This window comes from Lentzea sp. JNUCC 0626, from assembly GCF_043632865.1.
Classification (GTDB): Bacteria; Actinomycetota; Actinomycetes; order Mycobacteriales; family Pseudonocardiaceae; genus Lentzea.
The window spans coordinates 4,195,952-4,217,763 of the sequence record NZ_CP171635.1 but is presented as its reverse complement, the minus strand read 5'-3'; the positions used below and the strand labels follow the sequence as shown (position 1 = coordinate 4,217,763).

The following is a 21,812-nucleotide window of genomic DNA, read 5'->3' as shown; positions in this document are numbered from 1 at the left end:
GCCCTAGCCGCGCGCAGATTCCTTCTTCGCCAGGAACCCGCCCAGCAGCATCCCCAGGCCGGCGGGCGCGAGCACCAGCAACGCCGTGAACGCCGCTCCGCCCGTCAGCGCCACCCACAGCGCCTCCTGCCCGGTCTGGTCGACCAGCAACGCCGACCCGATCACGCCCAGCGCCCCCGCGAACGGACCGGCGATCAGTGCCGCGACGAACCACTGCATGCCGCGCCCGTCCAGTTCGCGCAACGCGTCGACCGCGCCCCACAACACGGCGGCGACGATCAGCAGCCCCAGCGCGATCGGCCGGACCGACGAGGCCTCCGGACTGCGCACGCCCACGGCCGCGACGCCGGTCTGCACGGCTCCGTGCAGGAGCCCCATCCACAACGCACGGACGAACCAAGGACGCATGCGGACAGCTTAGGTCTGGTCGTACGCTGCGAGGCATGTCGTCGTACGCCGCACGCCGAACCGCCCTGCGTCAGGAGCTCCAGGCCGCGAACCTGGACGCGCTGCTCGTCACGAACCTGCTGAACGTCCGGTACCTCACCGGGTTCACCGGATCGAACGCCGCCGTGCTGGTCGGCGCGAACGGCGACGACGTGTTCTGCACCGACGGCCGCTACCTGACGCAGTCGGCGAAGCAGGTGCCGGACCTGGAACGCCTGATCGACCGCCCCTGCGACACCACGCTCGCGGCCAGGGCGAAGGGCAGGCTCGGGTTCGAGAGCCACCACGTCACCGTCGACGGCTTGGACGAGCTCCACGCCTCGACCAAGGCCGAGCTGCACAAGGCGGGCGGCCTGGTCGAGAAACTGCGGCTGGTCAAGGACGAGGTCGAGATCGAGGCGCTGCGGATGGCGTGCGCGGCGGCGGACCGGGCGCTCGCGGCGTTGATCGGGCACGGCGGCCTGCGCGCGGGCCGCACCGAACGCGAGGTCGCGCGCGAGCTGGAGAGCCGCATGCTCGACCACGGCGCGGAGGGCCCGTCGTTCTCCTCGATCGTGGCGTTCGGCCCGAACTCCGCCATCCCGCACCACTCGCCGACGGACCGGACGTTGCACGCTGGCGACCTCATCAAGCTCGACTTCGGCGCGCTGGTCGACGGCTACCACTCCGACATGACCCGCACGCTCGTGCTCGGCAAGCCCGCCGACTGGCAGCGGGACCTGTACGACCTGGTCGCGCGCTCGCAGGCGGCCGGACGCAACGCCCTGGCGCCGGGCGTGCGGGTGAGCGACGTCGACCACGCGTCACGCGAGGTGATCGAGAAGGCCGGGCACGGCGAAGAGTTCCTGCACGGCCTCGGCCACGGGGTCGGCCTGGAGATCCACGAGGCACCGGCGTTGTCGAAGGTGGGTGCCGGTACACTTTCGGCCGGTATGGCGGTCACCGTCGAGCCCGGCGTCTACTTGTCGGGGCGGGGCGGGGTCCGCATCGAGGACACCCTCGTGGTCCGCGCAAGCGGTCCGGAGCTCCTCACCCTGACCACGAAAGAACTCGTGGTCGTCTGACACCCCCGCCCTACACAGGAGAAATCCCACCGTGGCCACCACGAACGACCTGAAGAACGGCCTGGTGCTGAACCTCGACGGCCAGCTCTGGACCGTCACCGCGTTCCAGCACGTCAAGCCCGGCAAGGGTGGCGCCTTCGTGCGCACGACCCTCAAGCACGTGCTGACCGGGAAGGTCGTCGACAAGACCTTCAACGCGGGCACCAAGGTCGAGACCGCCACCGTGGACAAGCGCGGCATGTCGTTCCTCTACAAGGACGGCTCCGACTTCATCTTCATGGACGGCGACACCTACGACCAGATCCCGGTTCCGGCGGACACGGTTGGCGACGCCGCCAACTACATGCTGGAGAACCAGGAGGCCGTCGTGGCCGTCCACGAGGGCGTGCCGCTGTTCATCGAGCTCCCGACCTCGGTCGAGCTCGTCATCCAGCACACCGACCCGGGCCTGCAGGGCGACCGCTCCACCGGTGGCACCAAGCCCGCGACGCTCGAGACCGGCGCCGAGATCCAGGTCCCGCTGTTCGTCACGACCGGCGAGAAGATCAAGGTCGACACCCGCGACGGCCGCTACCTCGGCCGCATCAGCGACAAGTCCTGATGGGTGCTCGGAGCAAGGCCCGCAAGCGCGCGGTCGACTTCCTCTACGAAGCCGACCTGCTGGGCACCGACCCGGTGACGCTGCTGGCCGAACGAGTCGGGTCCCCGGACGTGCCGCCGGTGAACGACTACACCGTCTCCCTGGTCGAGGGCGTCACCGCGCACCGCACGCGGATCGACGACCTGATCTCGGAGCACGCCGAGGGCTGGACGTTGCAGCGCATGCCGGCGGTCGACCGAGCGGTCCTGCGCATCGGCCTGTACGAGCTGCTGTGGGCGGCCGACGTGCCGGACGCCGTGGCGATCGACGAGGCCGTGGAACTCGCGAAGGGTCTGTCCACGGACGACTCGCCGCGGTTCGTCAACGGCGTGCTCGGCCGGATCGCGGTCATCGCGGACCAGTTGCGCGCCGTCCTGTAGTTCTTCAGAACCGCGGGCGTTCCATCGACAACCTTGATGGAACGCCCGCGGTTTTGGCATTGGACGTCATGTGCCGCCTCACGCCACGCTGAGCTGCATGAACCTGCAGAACTTCCTGGACGAAGTGGCTTCGGTCGTCGCCGCGAACGACGACGAGCACGTGATCACCAAGCAGGTGGCCGACCACCTGTCCGAGCTCCTGACCGGCGGCTACCGGCTCCCGCCCGAGCTCACCCGCCCGGACCCGGACCACCACGTCAACTACCCGTTGCACCGCACCTCCACCTGGTGCGTCGCGGTGGTCGTGTGGGCCCCAGGACAACGCACGCCCGTGCACGGCCATGAGACGTGGGGCGTCGTAGGCATCTACTCAGGCGCGGAACGCGAAATCCGCTACGCCAAGCCCACCACCACCGGCCTGCTCACGGCGTTGGACGAACAGACCTTCCACGTCGGCAGCGTCACCGTGTGCTGCACGACCGACGACGACGTGCACGCCGTCGAAGCCGCCTCCGACGACCCGACCATCGGCATCCACGTCTACGGCGCCGACATCGGCACGATCAGCCGCCGCCGCTACGACCCGGCCACCGGCGAGGTCACCTGGTTCACCGGCGGCTGGCACCAGCCCTAACGAGCCCAGCCCCGCCGCTCACCCTCGTCGATGAGCTGCAACGCCGCCTCCCACAGCTTCGCCGACCCGTCCCCGATCACGGCCTTGCGCGCCCGCACGTCGTCCGCCGTCACGCCGGGCGTCCGCCACGTCCCGCCGCGCGCCATCCAGTTGAGCAGCAACGGTTGCAGCCGGTCCATGGCCTTCGCGAACCGCGCCTCGGGCGTCTGCCGGGCCTCGAACTCGTCCCACAACGCCCGCATCACCACACCCGCGTCCGCCGGCAGGATCCCGAACAGCCGGTCCGCCGCGGCCTCCTCGCGTTCCTGCTGACTCTCGGCCAGCGCCGTGTCGTAGATCGGCGTGTCCCCGGCGTAGATCTCGATCAGGTCGTGCACCACGACGAGCTTGATCGTGTGGCCGACGTCGATCGGTTCGTCGGCGTACTCGGCGAGCGTCATGACCATCAACGCGAGGTGCCACGAGTGCTCGGCGTCGTTCTCGCGCCGGTCGGCGGCCGCGAGCGGGGAAGCGCGCAACACGGTCTTGAGCCGGTCCACCTCGATCAGGAACGTGAGGTGCTCGCGCAGCCGGGAGTCCACAACGGACGGCAACGGGTTCTGGTCAGCGAGGAGGTCCACGTTGCCGAGATCCTACCGACTCGCCAGGAACTCCTCCCAGGTGCGCACGCCGCGGTCGCCGTCCAGGCTCAGGTTCAGCCCGCCCCGGTAGGCCTTCCCGGCCTTGCCCGGCAACGGCATCGGCATCGTGAGCCGGCGCTTGCCCGCGGTGGTCAGGTAGTCCCGGACGAGATCGCGGAGGTCGAAGTCGGCAGGTCCGGCGAGGTCGGTCACGCGCCCCGCGGGCCGTCCCAGCGCGAGCCCGGCGAGCCGCTGGGCCACGTCGCGGGCGTCGACCGGCTGCAACCGCATCCCCGGCACCGGCACGATCGGGAGCTTCGCGAGGCCGCGCACCATCGTCAGCGCGAGGTCGTGGAACTGGGCCGCTCGCAGGATCGTGAACGGGATGCCCGAGGCCTCGACCGCCTGCTCGCAGGCGAGTTTCGTGCGCAACCACGCCAGCGGCACGGTGTCGGCGCCGATCACCGAGATGTAGACGAAGTGGCGGACGCCCCGGCAGGCCGCGAGCAGGGTGCGGGTGGCGACGTCGTCGCCCTTCTGCCCTCCGGCCAGGTGCACCACGACGTCGGTCTCGATCGGCGGCACGTCCCCGAGCAGGTCGCAGGCGATGTCGCCGTGACGGCTCAGCACCGTCACCTCCGCGCCCGCCTCGCGCAGCAACGGGACGACGTGCGTGCCGAGAGTGCCGGTTCCGCCCGTGACGACGATCTTCATGATTACCCTCCAGGATGAGTCCGCTGCCTGCTCGACCCGGCAGCGCTCGACAACGTGACAGGGTGTGCGCCAGGCCACATGGGGGAGCTTTGATCGCGCAGTTCGAGCAGGAACGGCCGCGGCTGCGTGCCATCGCCCACCGCATGCTGGGGTCGTTCGCCGAGGCGGACGACGCCGTGCAGGACGCCTGGCTGCGCGCGGACCGGGCCGACACCAGCGAGATCGACAACCCGGCCGCGTGGCTGACCACCGTGGTGAGCCGCGTCTGCCTGAACATGCTGCGAGACCGGCGCGAACACGCCCACGAGATGCCGGATCCGGTGATCGAGAAGAGCGAGGAGCCGGAACAGCAGGCCGTCACCAGCGACCAGGTCGGCCTGGCGATGCTGATCGTGCTCGACTCGCTCAAACCGGACGAGCGGCTGTCGTTCGTGCTGCACGACATGTTCGCCGTGCCGTTCGACGACATCGCCCCGTTGATCGAGAAGACCCCGGCGACCGCACGGCAGTTGGCCAGCAGGGCACGAAAGCGTGTCCAGGAACGCCCTCGGCCCAACGCCGACCTGGCCACGCAACGCGAGGCGGTCACCGCGTTCCTCAGCGCCGCCCGCGAAGGCGACCTCGAACGCCTGGTCGCCGTGCTGCACCCGGACGCACTGCTGCGCGCGGGTGCCCTGGAAGTGGTCGGCGGGCGGAAAGTCGCAGGTCGTGCCAGCCTGTTCCGGCAGTACGCGGCGAAGGCGGAGATCGAGTTCGCCGTCATCGGTGGCGAGATCGGCTTCATCACGCGGGTGGGCGGCAGGCCGTTCTCGGTCATGGCGTTCACGGTGCGCGACGGCCGGATCGCCGCGATCCACGTGATCCAGGACGAACAGCAACTGGCGTCGATTATTCCGTGAGCAATACCACTGCTGTCGCTGGTCACGTCGAACGCCCGCGAGGTGTCTATTTGGGTGGGCGCTCGATTGAAGGGGACCAACGTGATCGGGGAGTTGGACCAGGAGAACAGGCTCGCTTACCGCATGCTCGGCCGGTTCGCGGAGGCGGCGGACGCGGTGAAGGAAGCGCGGCGCAAGATCGAGAAAACCGGCGAACCGAGCTGGCTGGGCACCGTCGTCGCGCGGGTGAGCCTCACGATGCTGCGGGCGCGGGCCAAGAACGGCTTCGAGATGCCGGACCCCGTGGTGAGCAGGGGGCCGAACCACGAACCCGGCCTCGGTGTGCTGACCGCGCTCGACGCGCTGACCCCCGACGAGCGCGTCGCGTACGTGCTGCACGACATGTTCGAGGAGCCGTTCGAGCAGGTGGCGCCGTTGATCGGCCGCACGCCGCTCGGTGCGTTGCAGGTCGAGGCGAGGGCGCGCAAGCGGGTCGAGAACAGACCCGTGTCCGACGTCGGCCTGATGAAGCAACGCGAGGTCGTGGACGCCTTCATGGCGGGCGAGGACGTGCTGGACCCCGACGTGACGCTGCGTTCGGAGGAGATCTGGCTGCGCGGCGTGGGCATGGTCGGGCCCAAGGCGGCGGTGCTGCAGAACGCGCCGTGCGTGGAACCCGCGGTGGTCGGCGGCGAGGCGGGACTGGTGTCCACCGTGGAGGGGCAGCCGGTCGCACTCGTGTCGTTCACCGTGCGCGAGCAGAAGATCGCGGCGATCCACGCGATCACGGACCGGGAGCACGTCCGCCGACTGTTCTCACCCGAATGACCCGCTGAACGCACGAGGCTCCCACGAACGTCCTCAGGGCGACTGACAGGACGTCGGGGGAGCCTCGCGTTGCGGAACGAGGAAGCTCAGTCTTCCTTCGCGGGACGCGCCTCGGGAGGAAGCACACCCCAGTCGATGAGCTGCTCGGTGAGCTCGCCCGGCGTCATGTCGTAGATGATCGCGAGCGAACGCAGGTCCTCGGTGCGGATGGAGAGGACCTTGCCGTTGTAGTCGCCGCGCTGCGACTGGATGGTCGCGGCGTAGCGGGCCAGCGGCCCGACCTTCTCGACCGGCAGCTGCTGGAGCCGTTCGAGGTTGATCACGATCTTGGTGGCCGGCTCGGCGCCCGACGGCACGCGGCCCTCCGGCAGCAGCTCGGCGACGGGAACCCCGTAGAAGTCGGCCAGCTCGGCCAGCTTCTGCACGGTCACCGCGCGGTCACCGCGCTCGTAGGAGCCGACGACCACGGCCTTCCAGCGACCGCCGGACTTCTGCTCGACGCCGTGCAGGGACAGACCCTGCTGCTGGCGGATAGCGCGGAGCTTGGCCCCCAGCGCCTTGGCGTAGTCGCCCATGTGGCGGTTCTCCGTTCATTCGCCCCGTCAGCAGTACACGCTGGCTGCGGGGAGGCTTAGATCGATACGCAGAGTAATGATTACTCGCCGTGGTCGGCAGGTCAAGCTGATCTCAAGGAGAGACGCGCGCCACGCCTGGCCTACCACTCGGATGGTTGACCGTCCGTAGGTGATACGGTGCAGGTCAGCCTAGCTATTACTAGGTGTCCGACGTCCTTTAAGGACCCGTCCAGTGAGGCGGGGAAGGAGGTCCAGCCGTGGCGTCACGTCAACGTGGCGCGACGGATCCGGCCGGGGATCGCGAGATTCTTTCGGCCGGTGACGTCGCGCGCACTGTCGCCCGAATGGCCCATCAGATCATCGAGAAGACCGCTCTCGATGCACCCAGCGCACCCGACATCGTCTTGATGGGTATTCCCAGCCGGGGAGCTCCCCTCGCACGACGTCTAGCCGCTAAGATCGCCGAATTTTCCGGCCGGACGGTGCACGAGGGCACGCTCGACATCACCCTCTACCGGGACGACCTCCGCCGAGGCCCCACCAGGCCGTTGGAGGCGACGAAGCTGCCCGAGGGCGGCATCGACGACAAGCTGGTCGTGCTCGTGGACGACGTGCTGTTCTCCGGCCGCACGATCCGCGCCGCCCTCGACGCCCTGCGCGACCACGGCCGGCCCCGCGCCGTCCAGTTGGCCGTGCTCGTCGACCGGGGTCACCGCGAACTGCCGATCCGCGCGGACTACGTGGGCAAGAACCTGCCGACGTCCAAGACCGAGGACGTCGTCGTGAACCTCGAGGAGTTCGACGGCCGCGACGGAGTGGTGCTGAAGTGAAGCACCTGCTCTCCACCGACGGCCTCGGCCGCGACCAGGCGGTCGCGATCCTCGACACCGCGGACCGGCTGAAGCAGGCGCTGCTCGGCCGCGAGGTCCGCAAGCTGCCGACGCTGCGCGGCCGCACCGTGATCACGATGTTCTACGAGAACAGCACCCGCACCCGCGTCAGCTTCGAGATCGCCGGCAAGTGGATGTCCGCCGACGTGATCAACGTCAGCAGCTCCGGTTCCAGCGTCAGCAAGGGCGAGTCGTTGCGCGACACCGCCCTGACGTTGCAGGCGGCGGGCGCCGACTGCGTGATCGTGCGGCACCCGGCGTCCGGTGCCGCGCACCGGCTCGCGGGCTGGCTCAAGCACACCAGCACGTCCGTGGTGAACGCGGGCGACGGCATGCACGAGCACCCCACCCAGGCGTTGCTCGACGCCGCCACGCTCCGCGACCGCCTCGGCAGCCTCGACGGCCGCCGCGTCGCGATCGTCGGTGACGTGCTGCACAGCCGGGTCGCCCGGTCGAACGTGCACCTGCTGACCACGCTCGGTGCCGAGGTCACGCTCGTCGCCCCGCCCACGCTGCTGCCGACGGGCGTGGAGAAGTGGCCGGTCACGGTCTCGCACGAGATCGACTCCGAACTGGCCTCGCAGGACGCGGTGATGTTGCTGCGCGTGCAGGCCGAGCGGATGACCGGCGGGTTCTTCCCGAGCTCGCGCGAGTACTCGATCGCGTACGGCCTCAACGAGCGGCGGCTGAAGCTGCTGCCCGAGCACGCCGTCGTGCTGCACCCCGGCCCGATGCTGCGCGGCATGGAGATCGCCTCCGTCGTCGCCGACAGCCCGCAGGCCGCCATCACCGAGCAGGTCCGCAACGGTGTCCACGTGCGCATGGCCGTGCTGTACCACTTGCTCGCCCACGAGGAGGAAAACGCGTGAAGCCCTTGCTGCTCAAGGGAGTACGTCCCTATGGCGAGGGGGAACCGATCGACCTGCTGATCCGCGACGGCGTGATCGAGGAGGGCACGGATTCCGACGCCGAGGTCATCGAGGGCAACGGCGCGGTGCTGTTGCCGGGGTTCGTCGACCTGCACACCCACCTGCGGGAGCCGGGCCGCGAGGACACCGAGACCATCGAGACGGGGTCGCGCGCGGCCGCTCTCGGCGGCTACACGGCCGTGTTCGCGATGGCCAACACCGACCCGGTCGCCGACAACGCCGTCATCGTCGAGCACGTGGCCCGCCGCGGCCAGGAGGTCGGCCTGGTCGACGTCCACCCGGTCGGCGCCGTCACCGTCGGCCTCAAGGGCGAGAAGCTCGCCGAGCTCGGCACGATGGCCAAGTCCAAGGCGAACGTCCGGGTGTTCTCCGACGACGGTCACTGCGTGCACGACCCGTTGATCATGCGCAGGGCCCTGGAGTACTCCAAGTCCCTGGGCGCCGTCATCGCGCAGCACGCCGAGGAGCCGAAGCTCACCGTCGGTGCCCAGGCGCACGAGGGCGAGAACGCCTCGCGCCTCGGCCTGCAGGGCTGGCCCGCGGCGGCCGAGGAGTCGATCGTGGCCCGCGACTGCATCCTCGCGAAGCAGGTCGACGCGAAGCTGCACGTCTGCCACGTCAGCACCACCGGCACGGCGGACGTCCTGAAGTGGGCCAAGGCCCGCGGCACCAAGGTGAGCGCCGAGGTCACCCCGCACCACCTGATCCTGACCGACGACCGGCTCGAGACCTACGACCCGGTCAACAAGGTCAACCCGCCGCTGCGCACGCAGACCGACGTGGACGCGCTGCGCCAGGCGCTGGCCGACGGCACGATCGACTGCGTCGCGACCGACCACGCCCCGCACGCCGTGCAGGACAAGGACTGCGAGTGGTCGGCGGCCCGTCCGGGCATGCTCGGGCTGCAGACCGCACTGGGCATCGTCGTCGAGACCATGGTCAGGACCGGGCTGCTGGACTGGCGCGGTGTCGCGCGGGTCATGAGCGAGAAGCCCGCCGAGATCGCCGGGCTGACCGACCAGGGCCGCCCGATCGCGGTCGGCGAGCCCGCGAACCTCGTGCTGGTCGACCCGGACGCCGCGTGGACGGTGCGCGGCGCCGAGCTCGCGAGCATCGCGGGCAACACCCCGTTCGAGGGCATGGAGCTGCCCGCCGCGGTGACGGCCACCATCTTGCGTGGCCGGGTGACCGCCCTGGCGGGAAGGATTGCGCCATGACCCGGATCCTCCTGTCCCTGGCGGTTTTCGTCTTCTTCGCCCTGTGCGTCTACGGCATGTGGCACGGCTGGACGCGACGCCAGCGCAAGCAGGCCGACCTGCCGGCGTTCCCCTCGACGCCGGAGAAGCTCGGTGCCGCGCGCCTCGCGACCACGGGCGTCTACATCGGAACGACGAACGCGGGCAACTGGCAGGACCGCATCCAGGTCGGCGACATCGGCCACCGCGCCGAGGCGACGCTCAGCCTGGTGCCGGAGGGCATCGCGATCGAACGGACCGGCGCCTCGCCGCTGTTCATCCCCGCCGAGTCCATCCGGGACGCCCGGACGGACCGCGGCCTCGCGGGCAAGGTCATGTTCAGCGAAGAGGGCTTGTTGGTGGTGCAGTGGGAAAACGATGGCCACCTGTTCGACACTGGTTTTCGCGGTGACGACAAAGACGTGTACGACGAATGGGTAGCAGCACTCGTGGGAGGCAAGGCGTGACGAACGCGGCATTGGTGCTGGAAGACGGACGTGTCTTCCGCGGTGAGGCGTACGGAGCGACCGGCGTCTCGCTCGGCGAGGTCGTGTTCTCCACGGCCATGACCGGGTACCAGGAAACCCTGACCGACCCCTCCTACCACCGCCAGATCGTGGTGCAGACCGCGCCGCAGATCGGCAACACCGGCTGGAACGACGAGGACGACGAGTCGTCGAAGATCTGGGTGGCGGGCTACGTCGTCCGCGACCCCGCGCGCACGCCGTCGAACTGGCGCTCCAAGCGAGGCCTCGACGAGGAGCTCGCGAACCAGGGCGTCGTCGGCATCGCGGGCCTCGACACCCGCACGCTGACCCGCCACATCCGCGAGCAGGGCGCGATGCGCGCCGGGGTGTTCTCCGGCTCCGACCTGACCGACGACGCGTCGATGGTCGAGCAGGTCAAGGCGTCGGCCGAGATGGTCGGCGCGAACCTCGCGGTCGACGTCACGACGTCGAAGCCGTACGTGGTCGAGGCCATCGGCGCGAAGAAGTTCACCGTCGCGGCGCTGGACCTGGGCATCAAGTCCAACACCCCGCGGATGATGGCGGCGCGCGGCATCGAGGTGCACGTCCTGCCGCTGACCAGCACGTTCGAGGACATCCTGAAGGTCAGCCCGGACGGGCTCTTCCTGAGCAACGGCCCCGGCGACCCGGCCACGCAGGACCACGCGATCGCGCTCACCAAGGAAGCCCTGGGCCGCAAGCTGCCGCTGTTCGGCATCTGCTTCGGCAACCAGATCCTGGGCCGCGCGGTCGGCCGCGGGACGTACAAGATGCGCTACGGCCACCGCGGCATCAACATCCCGGTCATCGACGTGACCACCGGCAAGGTCGCCATCACCTCGCAGAACCACGGGTTCGCGCTGGAAGGGACGCCGGGGGAGGAGTTCTCCTCGGAGTTCGGCCGCGCCGTGCTGTCGCACTACTGCCCGAACGACGGCACCGTCGAGGGCGTCCGGCTGCTCGACGCGCCGGCGTTCTCCGTGCAGTACCACCCCGAGGCCGCGGCCGGTCCGCACGACGCCGCGCCCCTGTTCGACGACTTCGTGACCATGATGAATGAGGCCCGCTGATGCCGAAGAGGACTGATCTCAAGCACATCCTGGTCATCGGCTCCGGTCCGATCGTCATCGGTCAGGCCTGCGAGTTCGACTACTCCGGCACCCAGGCGTGCCGGGTGCTGCGGGAGGAGGGCATCAGGGTCAGCCTGGTGAACTCCAACCCGGCGACGATCATGACCGACCCCGAGTTCGCCGACGCCACCTACATCGAGCCGATCACGGCCGAGTTCGTGGAGAAGGTCATCGCGCAGGAACGCCCGGACGCGATCCTGGCGACGCTGGGCGGCCAGACGGCGCTGAACACGGCCATCGCGCTGCACGAGCGCGGGGTGCTGGAGAAGTACGACGTCGAGCTGATCGGCGCGAACATCGACGCCATCCAGCGCGGTGAGGACCGGCAGATCTTCAAGGACCTGGTCCGCCGCATCGGGTCCGACGTCCCGCGCTCGGCCGTCTGCAAGACGATGGACGAGGTCCGCGCGACCGTCGCCGACCTCGGCCTGCCGGTCGTCATCCGGCCGTCGTTCACCATGGGCGGCCTGGGTTCCGGCATGGCGTACACGCCCGAGGAGCTCGAGCGCCTGGCCGCGATCGGGCTCGAGGAGTCTCCGGTCACCGAGGTGCTCATCGAGGAGAGCGTGCTCGGGTGGAAGGAGTACGAGCTCGAGCTGATGCGCGACCGCAACGACAACGTGGTCGTGATCTGCTCGATCGAGAACATCGACCCGATGGGCGTGCACACCGGTGACTCGGTGACCGTGGCGCCGGCGATGACGCTGACCGACCGCGAGTACCAGCACATGCGCGACGTCGGCATCCAGGTCATCCGCGAGGTCGGCGTCGACACCGGTGGCTGCAACATCCAGTTCGCCATCCACCCGGACAACGGCCGCATGGTCGTCATCGAGATGAACCCGCGGGTGTCGCGGTCGTCGGCGCTGGCGTCCAAGGCGACGGGCTTCCCGATCGCCAAGATCGCCGCGAAGCTCGCGATCGGCTACACGCTGGACGAGATCACCAACGACATCACCGGCGAGACCCCGGCGTCGTTCGAGCCCACGCTCGACTACGTGGTCGTGAAGGCGCCGCGGTTCGCGTTCGAGAAGTTCCCCGGTGCGGACCCGACGCTGACGACGACCATGAAGTCGGTCGGCGAGGCCATGTCCATCGGCCGCAACTTCGTCGAGGCGCTGGGCAAGGCGCTGCGTTCGCTGGAAACGAAATCGGTCGGTTTCTGGACTCAGCCCGACCCGGAGGGCACTACGCTCGAGTCAGTCCTGGCCCAGCTGGAACGGGGTCACGACGGGCGGCTGTACACGGTCGAGCGCGCCCTTCGGCTCGGAGCGTCCATTGAGGACGTCTACACCGCGTCGAAGATCGACCCGTGGTTCATCGAGCAGATCGCCTGGCTCGGCACGTTGCGCACGGAGCTGCTGGACGCTCCCGTGCTCGACGAACCGTTGCTGCGCAAGGCGAAGCGTGCCGGTCTCTCCGACCGGCAGATCTCCGTTCTCCGTCCCGAGCTGGCGGGCGAGGACGGCGTGCGCGCCCTGCGGCACCGCCTCGGCGTGCGTCCGGTCTACAAGACGGTCGACACGTGCGCGGCGGAGTTCAAGTCGGAGACGCCGTACCACTACTCCGCCTACGAGCTCGACCCCGACGCCGAGACCGAGGTCGCGGAGCAGCGCGAGAAGCCCAAGGTGCTGATCCTCGGCTCCGGGCCGAACCGCATCGGCCAGGGCATCGAGTTCGACTACTCGTGCGTGCACGCGGCGATGGCGTTGCGGGCGGCCGGGTACGAGACCGTGATGGTGAACTGCAACCCGGAGACGGTGTCGACGGACTACGACACCTCCGACCGCCTGTACTTCGAACCGCTGACGTTCGAGGACGTGCTGGAGGTCGTGCACTCCGAGCAGCGTTCGGGCACGGTCGCGGGTGTGATCGTGCAGCTGGGCGGCCAGACACCGCTCGGTCTCGCGCAGCGCCTGGCGGACGCCGGTGTGCCGGTCGTGGGCACCACGCCCGAGGCGATCCACCTCGCCGAGGACCGCGGCCAGTTCGGCAAGGTCCTCACCGACGCCGGTCTGCCCGCACCCAAGTTCGGCACGGCCACGTCGTTCGGCGAGGCGAAGGAGATCGCGGACGAGATCGGCTACCCGGTCCTCGTGCGCCCCTCCTACGTGCTCGGCGGGCGCGGCATGGAGATCGTGTACGACGAGGAGTCGTTGTCGGGCTACATCGCCCGCGCGACCGAGGTGACGCCCGAGCACCCGGTGCTGGTCGACCGGTTCCTCGACGACGCCATCGAGATCGACGTGGACGCGCTGTGCGACGGCACCGAGGTGTTCATCGGCGGCGTGATGGAGCACATCGAGGAAGCCGGCGTGCACTCCGGCGACTCGTCGTGTGCGCTGCCGCCCATCACCTTGGGCGCCTCGGACATCGAGAACGTCCGCCGCTCCACGGAGGCCATCGCGCGCGGCATCGGCGTGAAGGGGCTCCTGAACGTCCAGTACGCGCTCAAGGACGACGTGCTGTACGTCCTGGAGGCAAACCCGCGTGCGTCGCGCACGGTGCCGTTCGTGTCCAAGGCGACGGCGGTGTCGATGGCGAAGGCCGCGTCGCGCGTCATGCTCGGCGCCACGATCGCGGAACTGCGCGTCGAGGGCATCCTGCCGGCCACCGGTGACGGTGCCCGGCTGCCCGAGCACGCCCCGGTCGCGGTGAAGGAAGCGGTCATGCAGTTCCACCGCTTCCGCACGCCCGAGGGCCACGGCGTCGACTCGTTGCTCGGCCCGGAGATGAAGTCCACCGGCGAGGTCATGGGCATCGACTCGTCGTTCGGCAAGGCGTTCGCGAAGTCGCAGACGGCGTCGTACGGCTCGTTGCCGACCAAGGGCAAGGTGTTCGTGTCGTTCGCGAACCGCGACAAGCGCGCGATGATCTTCCCGGTGAAGCGCCTCGCCGACCTCGGGTTCCAGATCCTCGCGACCGCCGGCACCGCAGAGGTGTTGAAGCGCAACGGGATTCCGTGCACCGAGGTGCGCAAGCACTTCGAGGGCGAGGGCAACGTCGTCGACATGATCCTCAACGGCGAGATCGACATGATCTTCAACACGCCGTACGGCAACAGCGGCCCGCGCGTGGACGGCTACGAGATCCGCACCGCCGCCGTCGCCAAGGACATCCCGTGCGTCACCACCATCCAGGGCGCCGCCGCGGCCGTGCACGGCATCGAGGCGCTCATCCGGGGTGACATCGGGGTCCAGCCGCTGCAGGCCCTGCAGGCCGCGCTGCGGGGTGACGCGTGACGTTCGGCGAGAAGCTCGAGAAAGCCGTTGGGGCGCACGGACCTCTGTGCGTCGGGATCGACCCGCACCCGAGCCTGCTCGAGTCGTGGGGCCTCTCGCCGACCGCGGAGGGCCTCGAACGGTTCGCTCTGACGGCCGTGGAGGCCTTCGGCGGCACGGTGGCGATGGTGAAGCCGCAGGCGGCGTTCTTCGAGGCCTACGGGTCCCGTGGCGTCGCCGTGCTGGAGCGGGTGATCGCGGAGCTGCGCGACTCGGGCACGCTGGTGCTCGTGGACGCCAAGCGCGGCGACATCGGCTCGACCATGGCCGCCTACGCGCAGGCCTTCCTGAGCGACGGCTCGCCGCTGGCCGGTGACGCCGTCACGGTGTCGCCGTTCCTGGGGTTCGGGTCGTTGCAGCCCGCGCTCGACACGGCCCGCAGCACCGGCCGCGGGGTGTTCGTGCTCGCGCTGACCTCCAACCCGGAGGGCGCCGAGGTCCAGCGGTCGGTTGCTCCGGACGGGCGAACCGTGGCGCAGACGATCATCGATTTCGCAACCGCTCGGAATTCAGGCATTTCCCCGAGCGGTGATGTCGGGCTCGTCGTAGGTGCCACGATCGGGGAAACGGATGTAGACCTCTCCGGGTTCAACGGACCGATCCTGGCCCCCGGTTTCGGTGCCCAGGGCGGCTCTGTGGCAGATCTAAAACGGCTCTTCGGACCCGACATGCGGGGCGTTCTGCCAACTTCTTCGCGAGATGTTCTGAAGCACGGGCCGGACGTGTCTGCGCTGGTCAGCGCCGTGCGGAGGGTCCAGCAGAGCCTCTAGGGGACGGGCGCGCCACGACTTTTGGGGTGTGGCGCGCTCACCTGGGGAAACATGTGTTGGTAGGGTCCACGCCACCGGCTGCCCCGCTGGTCACCGGGCTCATAGCACACGTAACGTGGGCGACGAGTTGCCGGAGGCAGTGATCAGGCCGCCGGAGGGTGTTGGTACTACTACCACCCGCCGCATCACTCACCACCGCTGAAGATTTACCTGACTGGGTCACGTTGTACTCAGGCAATTGCGGTCGGTACGGTCGCGGCACCGATCCGAAAAGAATCCACACCACGGAGGAAATCGTGGCTCTTCCCCAGCTTACCGAGGAGCAGCGAGCCGCAGCGCTGGAGAAGGCTGCTGCCGCTCGTCGCGCTCGGGCTGAGCTCAAGGAGCGCCTCAAGCGCGGCGGCACGACCCTGACGGACGTGCTCAAGGCCGCCGAGAGCGACGAGGTCCTGGGCAAGATGAAGGTGTCCGCGCTGCTCGAGGCCCTCCCGGGCGTCGGCAAGGTTCGCGCGCAGCAGATCATGGAGCGCCTCGAGATCGCTCCCAGCCGTCGCCTGCGCGGTCTCGGTGACCGCCAGCGCAAGGCCCTGCTTTCCGAGTTCAGCGGAGAGTGATTGGCACCGAGGCGGGAACGGGTTCCACCCGTTCCCGCCTCACCGTCTTGTCCGGGCCGTCCGGCGTTGGCAAGTCCAGCGTCCTGACGGAGCTGCGCCAGCAGCAGCCCGATGTCTACTTTTCCGTCTCGGCGACCACCAGGAAGCCGAGGCCGGGCGAGGTCGACGGAGTGCACTACCACTTCGTGGACCACGAGAAGTTCCAGCAGATGGTCGAGGCGGGCGAGTTTCTCGAGCACGCCGACTTCGCCGGCAATCGCTACGGAACCCCTCGCAGGCCCGTCGAAGAAGCTTTGGCAGCGGGCCGTCCCGCGCTCCTGGAGATCGAACTGCAGGGAGCGCGCCAGGTCCGCGTGGCCATGCCGGAAGCCCAGCTGGTCATGCTGATGCCCCCGTCCTGGGAGCATCTGGTCGACCGGTTGACGGGCAGAGGCACCGAACACCCGGACGTCGTCGAGCGTCGCCTGGAGATCGCCCGCGAGGAGCTGGCGGCCGAAAAGGAGTTCGACGAGGTCGTCGTGAACGCCGACGTGCAGTCGGCTGCGGCCGACTTGCTATCCTTGATGGTCGGACCACGAATTTCAGGAGATTGACAAGTGATCACCCACACCGAGCTCGGTCACTTGACCGGTTCTCCGGAGGGCATCACCAACCCGCCGATCGACGACCTGCTGGAGCAGGTGAGCTCGAAGTACGCGTTGGTGATCTACGCCGCGAAGCGTGCCCGCCAGATCAACGACTACTACGCGCAGCTCGGCGAGGGCCTGCTGGAGTACGTCGGCCCGCTCGTCGAGCCGGGCCCGCGTGAGAAGCCCCTCTCCATCGCTCTTCGTGAGATCCACGCGGGTCTCCTCGAGCACACCGAGGGCGAGTGACCTCCGCGTCTAGCGACGCTGATGCCCCCATCAAGCCCAGGATCATCCTGGGCGTTGGTGGGGGCATCGCCGCGTACAAGGCCTGTGAGGTCCTGCGGCGGCTGACCGAGTCCGGCCACTCGGTGCGGGTCATCCCGACCGAGGGCGCGCTCAAGTTCGTGGGAGCCGCCACGTTCGAGGCGCTGTCGGGCCAGGTCGTGTCCGCGGACCCGTTCGACGACGTGCACGAGGTGCCGCACGTCAAACTGGGCCAGAACGCCGACCTCGTCGTCGTGGCCCCGGCGACCGCGAACCTCATCGCCAAGGCCGCCCACGGCCTCGCCGACGACCTGCTCACCAACACGTTGCTGACCGCGCGCTGCCCGGTGTTGTTGGTCCCGGCCATGCACACGGAGATGTGGGAGCACCCGGCCACGCAGCACAACGTGGCGTTGCTGCGCAGCCGCGGCGTGATCGTCGCCGAACCCGCCGCCGGCCGTCTCACCGGCAAGGACACCGGCAAGGGCCGCCTGCCCGACCCGGCCGAGATCTTCGAACTTGCTCGCCTGCTGCTGGTGCAGGGGAACGCGCTGACGAGGACACTCGAAGGTGTGCACGTAGCGATTTCCGCCGGTGGTACGCGAGAACCACTCGATCCGGTGCGGTTCATCGGTAACCGCTCGTCCGGAAAACAGGGGTACGCGCTCGCTCGGGTGGCCGCACAGCGCGGCGCAAGGGTGACTTTGGTGGCGGGAAACACAGCGGATCTGGCCACACCTGCCGGCGTGGATCTGGTCCGCGTGGGCTCCGCGGTGGAGTTGCGCGACGCCATGCACAAGGTCGCCGCGGACGCGGACGTGGTCGTGATGGCCGCCGCGGTGGCCGACTTCCGGCCGTTGTCGCTCACCGGCCACAAGATCAAGAAGACCGACGGCGACCCCGACCCGATCGCGCTGACGAAGAACCCCGACATCCTCGTGGAGCTCGTCTCCGCACGTAGGACAGGCCAGCTCATCGTGGGTTTCGCGGCGGAGACCGGTGACGAGACCACGTCGGTGCTCGACTACGGCCGGGCGAAGCTGCGCCGCAAGGGCTGCGATCTCCTGGTGCTCAACGCCGTCGGCGACGGCAAGGCGTTCGAACAGGAGGACAACGCCGGCTGGCTGCTGTCCCCGGACGGCGCCGAAACGCCTATACCCCACGGGCCGAAAACTCAAGTGGCGTCCGCTGTCTGGGACGCGGTTACCGCTCGCTTGACGAGGTCTCGGTAAGGTTTGCCTCAGTCCAGCCCCGCAACGAAGGAGTGTCCGTGAGCCAGCACAGCAGCAGGCTGTTCACCAGTGAGTCGGTGACCGAGGGACACCCGGACAAGATCTGTGACGCGATCAGCGACTCGATCCTGGACGCCTTGCTGGCGAAGGATCCGCGCTCGCGCGTCGCCGTGGAGACGATGGTCACCACCGGCCAGGTCCACGTCGCGGGTGAGGTCACCACCGAGGCCTACGCGGACATCCCCACGATCGTCCGCGAGAAGATCCTCGAGATCGGCTACGACTCGTCCGCGAAGGGCTTCGACGGCCACTCGTGCGGCGTCAACGTCGCCATCGGCGCGCAGTCCCCGGACATCGCCCAGGGCGTCGACACCGCCTTCGAGAACCGCGTCGAAGGCGCCGACGACGAGATCGACAAGCAGGGCGCCGGCGACCAGGGCCTGATGTTCGGCTACGCGTGCACCGACACGCCCGAACTGATGCCGCTCCCGATCGCCCTGGCGCACCGCCTGTCCCGCCGCCTGACCGCGGTCCGCAAGGACGGCACCGTTCCGTACCTGCGCCCGGACGGCAAGACCCAGGTCACCATCGAGTACGCGGGTGACCAGCCCGTCCGCCTCGACACCGTCGTCATCTCCACCCAGCACGCCGACGGCATCGACCTCGAGAAGCTCCTCGGCGTCGACCTCCGCGAGCACGTCGTGGCCCCCGAGGTCGCCGAACTGGGCCTCGACACCACCGACGTCCGCCTGCTCACCAACCCGACCGGCCGCTTCGTCATCGGCGGCCCGATGGGCGACGCGGGCCTCACCGGCCGCAAGATCATCGTCGACACCTACGGCGGCATGGCCCGCCACGGCGGCGGCGCGTTCTCCGGCAAGGACCCGTCGAAGGTCGACCGCTCGGCCGCCTACGCGATGCGCTGGGTCGCCAAGAACACCGTGGCCGCGGGCCTCGCGACGCGCGTCGAGGTCCAGGTCGCCTACGCCATCGGCAAGGCGGCCCCCGTCGGCCTGTTCGTCGAGACCTTCGGCACCGAGACCGTGGACCCGCAGAAGATCCAGCAGGCCATCACCGAGGTCTTCGACCTCCGGCCCGCCGCGATCATCCGCGACCTCGACCTGCTCCGCCCGATCTACGCGCCGACCGCGGCGTACGGCCACTTCGGCCGCACCGACGTCGACCTCCCCTGGGAGTCGACCGACCGCGCCGAGGCCCTGCGCAACGCCGCAGGCGCCTGACGGGTTCGCTCTCGAACGGCCCGCTTCCCTTCGGGGAGGCGGGCCGTTTCGCGTCTGCGGCTGCGTTGAGGGTGCGCCTCGCCGGTCGCGCCGGGAGGGAGCGCCGGCGCGGACCGGCGAGGCGCGGCACGCCGCCTGGCCCGGGTACTTCAAGGGGCACGGACCAGGCGAGCGCGGGCCCATGTTCGGGCGGAGTTCGCCAGTGCAGGCCTGATACACGAGTCACCCGAACTTTCTCGAACGCACCGTCGGCGCTGCCTCCCGCCGCCCGCTGTGATCTGTGAACAACACCCTGATCTTCCTGGGCCTTTGTTCATACGAGGGTCGGTTCCGCGACATGTACCGGGACTACAAACTCGGGGTATGTCGCTCTCTCGTCGTGGGTTCATGGCTGCGGTCGCTGCTGCTGGTGCGGGTACGTTGTTGCCGCCGTCGGTGTACGCCGCGTTGGCCCGTGAGCCCCGTGCGGGTGGGTTGCGCGCCATCAAGCACGTCGTGATGTTGATGCAGGAGAACCGTTCGTTCGACCACTACTACGGGTCGTTGCGTGGCGTGCGCGGGTTCTCGGATCGCAACGCGCTGAGGGGTGTGTTCAACCAGTCCGGTGTCATGCCGTTCCCGGTGCGTGAGGCGGCGTCCGGCCGTGACATCCAGTACATCGGCGACCTCGACCACAGTTGGAACGGCGGGCACTCCGCGTTGCGGGGCGGGTGGAACGACAACTGGGTGCCGGCCAAGACCGGGGCGACGATGGCGTTCTACACGCGCCAGGACATCCCGTTCCACTACGAGCTCGCGGACACCTTCACGTTGTGCGACGCCTACCACTGCTCGGTGCCGTCCTCTACGTCGCCGAACCGCAACTACTGGGTTTCCGGCTACACGGGCTATGAGCCCGCCGGGGGCCGTGCGACCGGAAACGCCGCGTACAGCGAAGACACGCACACGGGCTACACGTGGAAGACGTACCCGGAACGCCTTGAGGCCGCCGGGAAGTCGTGGCGGGTCTATCAGGAGTGGGACAACTTCCAGGACAACAACCTCGAGTTCTACCTGCGGTTCAAGGAGATCGCGCGCAAGGTGCTGCCCGCCGGGTTCAAGTCGCTCGACAAGCTGTACGGGACCGGCGACGCCGCCTTGATCGGGTCGCTGGACACCTCGACGCTCTCGGCGGCGGAGAAGTCGTTGTACGACCGGGGATTGCGGCGCGTGCAGCCGGGTGGGCTGGGGGAGGCGTTCCGCGCGGACGTCGTCGCCGGGCGGTTGCCCGCCGTGTCGTACCTGGTGCCGTCGTCCGTCGACTCCGAGCACCCCGGCGCGTCGTCGCCCGCCGCGTCCGCGTCGATCACCTACCAGGTGCTGGACGCGTTGGCCTCCAACCAGGACGTGTGGGAGTCCACCGTCCTGTTCATCACCTACGACGAGAACGACGGGTTCTTCGACCACGTGCCGCCGCCGCGCCCGCCGTTGGCCGTCACGGACGAATACGTGGGTGACCGGCCGTTGGGGCTTGGTGCGCGTGTGCCGATGACGGTCGTGTCGCCGTGGTCTGTAGGTGGCTACGTCAACTCGCAGGTGTTCGACCACACGTCGATGACGCGGTTCCTGGAGACGTGGACCGGCGTGCGTTCGGAGGAGATCTCCTCGTGGCGCCGGACGGTGGCCGGTGACCTGACGTCGGCGTTCGACTTCGACCGGCGGCGGACCTGGCCCGAGGTCGGCGAACCCGCCGCCGTGCCGCCCGCCACGCCCCGATGGCGGCCCACGCCTCCGTCCGAGCAGAAGATGCCGGAGCAGGAGGCCGGACGGCGACGTGCGCGCGCTCTGCCGTACCAGCCTGACGCGTCGTTGCGTGGCACGACGTTGGAGATGTCGAACTCGGGCGCGGCTTCCGTGCACCTTTCGCTGTACCCGTACTCGGGGCAGTTCGCGCTGCCGCAGCACTTCGACGTTGCCAAGGAGGCGTCGGTCGAGGTTGCCGGTGAGCACGACCTCGTGTTGTTGGGGCCCAACGGGTTCCGCCGTGAGTTCGGCGGCAGCTCTTCGGACCGTGCGCGCGTGTCGTCGTCGGTGCGCGGGTACAGCCGTGTGCTGACGTTGACGTTTGAGAACAGCGGTTCGTCGCGGCTGACGTTCGTGCTGGGGCGGCGTCGTTACGTCGTGAGGCCCGGCCATCGCACCGTGATCCCGTGGCTGACCGTGATGAACTCCGGCTGGTACGACCTGACGGTGACGGTGGAGGAGGAGCCGAAGTTCCTTCGCCGGCTCTGCGGTCACATCGAGAACGGCCAGGAGTCGATCTCCGGCTAAC

23 protein-coding genes are annotated in these 21,812 nt (G+C 69.0%); 19 read left to right on the top strand and 4 right to left on the bottom strand.

What is annotated here, in order from left to right; translation table 11 throughout:
* Window positions 1-3: 3 nt before the first annotated feature.
* Window positions 4-408: a B-4DMT family transporter gene (locus JNUCC0626_RS17995; protein WP_394620915.1), complete on the bottom strand. Its 405-nt coding sequence runs from the start codon at window positions 406-408 to the stop codon at window positions 4-6.
* 35 nt (window positions 409-443) lie between these two features.
* On the opposite strand from JNUCC0626_RS17995, the gene JNUCC0626_RS17990 reads away from it, so the two are divergent.
* The 4 genes from JNUCC0626_RS17990 (at window position 444) to JNUCC0626_RS17975 (ending at window position 3,165) form a co-directional block, all read left to right on the top strand.
* Entirely contained in the window at window positions 444-1,511 is a 1,068-nt protein-coding gene (locus JNUCC0626_RS17990; RefSeq protein WP_394620914.1) for a M24 family metallopeptidase, read from the top strand.
* Between the two features lie 31 nt (window positions 1,512-1,542).
* Window positions 1,543-2,112, top strand: coding sequence for an elongation factor P (efp, locus tag JNUCC0626_RS17985; protein WP_285642325.1), 570 nt, complete (start codon window positions 1,543-1,545; stop codon window positions 2,110-2,112).
* Window positions 2,112-2,531: a transcription antitermination factor NusB gene (gene nusB / locus JNUCC0626_RS17980; protein WP_394620913.1), complete on the top strand. Its 420-nt coding sequence runs from the start codon at window positions 2,112-2,114 to the stop codon at window positions 2,529-2,531. The genes efp and nusB overlap by 1 nt, the downstream gene beginning before the upstream one ends.
* Before the next feature lie 97 nt (window positions 2,532-2,628).
* Window positions 2,629-3,165: a hypothetical protein gene (locus JNUCC0626_RS17975; RefSeq protein ID WP_394620912.1), complete on the top strand. Its 537-nt coding sequence runs from the start codon at window positions 2,629-2,631 to the stop codon at window positions 3,163-3,165.
* Here the strand turns inward: JNUCC0626_RS17975 and JNUCC0626_RS17970 are convergent.
* Both JNUCC0626_RS17970 and JNUCC0626_RS17965 read right to left on the bottom strand, forming a co-directional pair.
* A complete protein-coding gene (locus JNUCC0626_RS17970) occupies window positions 3,162-3,785 on the bottom strand; it encodes an HD domain-containing protein (RefSeq protein WP_394620911.1) in 624 nt (207 codons plus the stop codon). The genes JNUCC0626_RS17975 and JNUCC0626_RS17970 overlap by 4 nt on opposite strands.
* Before the next feature lie 12 nt (window positions 3,786-3,797).
* Complete coding sequence (locus JNUCC0626_RS17965) at window positions 3,798-4,499, bottom strand: SDR family oxidoreductase (protein WP_394620910.1); 702 nt, start codon at window positions 4,497-4,499, stop codon at window positions 3,798-3,800.
* An 89-nt stretch (window positions 4,500-4,588) separates the two neighbouring features.
* On the opposite strand from JNUCC0626_RS17965, the gene JNUCC0626_RS17960 reads away from it, so the two are divergent.
* A complete protein-coding gene (locus tag JNUCC0626_RS17960) occupies window positions 4,589-5,398 on the top strand; it encodes a sigma-70 family RNA polymerase sigma factor (protein ID WP_394620909.1) in 810 nt (269 codons plus the stop codon).
* An 81-nt stretch (window positions 5,399-5,479) separates the two neighbouring features.
* On the top strand, window positions 5,480-6,205 hold the full coding sequence (locus JNUCC0626_RS17955) for an RNA polymerase subunit sigma-70 (RefSeq protein ID WP_394620908.1): 726 nt from the start codon (window positions 5,480-5,482) through the stop codon (window positions 6,203-6,205).
* A gap of 86 nt (window positions 6,206-6,291) precedes the next feature.
* Here the strand turns inward: JNUCC0626_RS17955 and JNUCC0626_RS17950 are convergent, their stop codons facing one another.
* On the bottom strand, window positions 6,292-6,780 hold the full coding sequence (locus tag JNUCC0626_RS17950) for a transcriptional regulator BldD (protein ID WP_030471611.1): 489 nt from the start codon (window positions 6,778-6,780) through the stop codon (window positions 6,292-6,294).
* Between the two features lie 257 nt (window positions 6,781-7,037).
* Here JNUCC0626_RS17950 and pyrR point away from each other — a divergent pair, with 257 nt between their 5' ends.
* From pyrR to JNUCC0626_RS17885, 13 genes are all read left to right on the top strand, one after another.
* Entirely contained in the window at window positions 7,038-7,610 is a 573-nt protein-coding gene (pyrR, locus tag JNUCC0626_RS17945; protein ID WP_394620907.1) for a bifunctional pyr operon transcriptional regulator/uracil phosphoribosyltransferase PyrR, read from the top strand.
* The gene (locus JNUCC0626_RS17940) at window positions 7,607-8,539 is read left to right on the top strand and encodes an aspartate carbamoyltransferase catalytic subunit (RefSeq protein ID WP_394620906.1); all 933 of its coding nucleotides are present in this window, start codon (window positions 7,607-7,609) and stop codon (window positions 8,537-8,539) included. Before pyrR ends, JNUCC0626_RS17940 begins: the two co-directional genes overlap by 4 nt.
* On the top strand, window positions 8,536-9,816 hold the full coding sequence (locus JNUCC0626_RS17935; RefSeq protein WP_394620905.1) for a dihydroorotase: 1,281 nt from the start codon (window positions 8,536-8,538) through the stop codon (window positions 9,814-9,816). The genes JNUCC0626_RS17940 and JNUCC0626_RS17935 overlap by 4 nt, the downstream gene beginning before the upstream one ends.
* On the top strand, window positions 9,813-10,301 hold the full coding sequence (locus tag JNUCC0626_RS17930; RefSeq protein ID WP_394620904.1) for a transporter: 489 nt from the start codon (window positions 9,813-9,815) through the stop codon (window positions 10,299-10,301). Before JNUCC0626_RS17935 ends, JNUCC0626_RS17930 begins: the two co-directional genes overlap by 4 nt.
* Window positions 10,268-11,410 carry a glutamine-hydrolyzing carbamoyl-phosphate synthase small subunit gene (gene carA / locus JNUCC0626_RS17925; RefSeq protein WP_394620903.1) on the top strand — a complete coding sequence of 381 codons (1,143 nt, stop codon included), beginning with the start codon at window positions 10,268-10,270 and terminating at the stop codon, window positions 11,408-11,410. Before JNUCC0626_RS17930 ends, carA begins: the two co-directional genes overlap by 34 nt.
* Entirely contained in the window at window positions 11,410-14,712 is a 3,303-nt protein-coding gene (carB, locus tag JNUCC0626_RS17920; RefSeq protein ID WP_394620902.1) for a carbamoyl-phosphate synthase large subunit, read from the top strand. The genes carA and carB overlap by 1 nt, the downstream gene beginning before the upstream one ends.
* On the top strand, window positions 14,709-15,521 hold the full coding sequence (pyrF, locus tag JNUCC0626_RS17915; protein ID WP_394620901.1) for an orotidine-5'-phosphate decarboxylase: 813 nt from the start codon (window positions 14,709-14,711) through the stop codon (window positions 15,519-15,521). Before carB ends, pyrF begins: the two co-directional genes overlap by 4 nt.
* Before the next feature lie 296 nt (window positions 15,522-15,817).
* Complete coding sequence (gene mihF / locus JNUCC0626_RS17910; RefSeq protein WP_030471603.1) at window positions 15,818-16,135, top strand: integration host factor, actinobacterial type; 318 nt, start codon at window positions 15,818-15,820, stop codon at window positions 16,133-16,135.
* Window positions 16,132-16,728 (top strand): guanylate kinase, encoded by a 597-nt coding sequence (gene gmk, locus JNUCC0626_RS17905; protein WP_394620900.1) that lies wholly within the window; start codon window positions 16,132-16,134, stop codon window positions 16,726-16,728. Before mihF ends, gmk begins: the two co-directional genes overlap by 4 nt.
* Window positions 16,729-16,731: 3 nt before the next feature.
* Window positions 16,732-17,010, top strand: coding sequence for a DNA-directed RNA polymerase subunit omega (rpoZ, locus tag JNUCC0626_RS17900; RefSeq protein ID WP_045313812.1), 279 nt, complete (start codon window positions 16,732-16,734; stop codon window positions 17,008-17,010).
* Window positions 17,007-18,260, top strand: a complete 1,254-nt coding sequence (gene coaBC / locus JNUCC0626_RS17895) for a bifunctional phosphopantothenoylcysteine decarboxylase/phosphopantothenate--cysteine ligase CoaBC (RefSeq protein WP_394620899.1) — start codon at window positions 17,007-17,009, stop codon at window positions 18,258-18,260. Before rpoZ ends, coaBC begins: the two co-directional genes overlap by 4 nt.
* A gap of 38 nt (window positions 18,261-18,298) precedes the next feature.
* The gene (gene metK, locus JNUCC0626_RS17890; RefSeq protein ID WP_394620898.1) at window positions 18,299-19,501 is read left to right on the top strand and encodes a methionine adenosyltransferase; all 1,203 of its coding nucleotides are present in this window, start codon (window positions 18,299-18,301) and stop codon (window positions 19,499-19,501) included.
* Window positions 19,502-19,864: 363 nt separating this feature from the next.
* Window positions 19,865-21,811 carry a phosphocholine-specific phospholipase C gene (locus tag JNUCC0626_RS17885; RefSeq protein WP_394620897.1) on the top strand — a complete coding sequence of 649 codons (1,947 nt, stop codon included), beginning with the start codon at window positions 19,865-19,867 and terminating at the stop codon, window positions 21,809-21,811.
* The last annotated feature ends 1 nt before the right edge of the window (window position 21,812 follow it).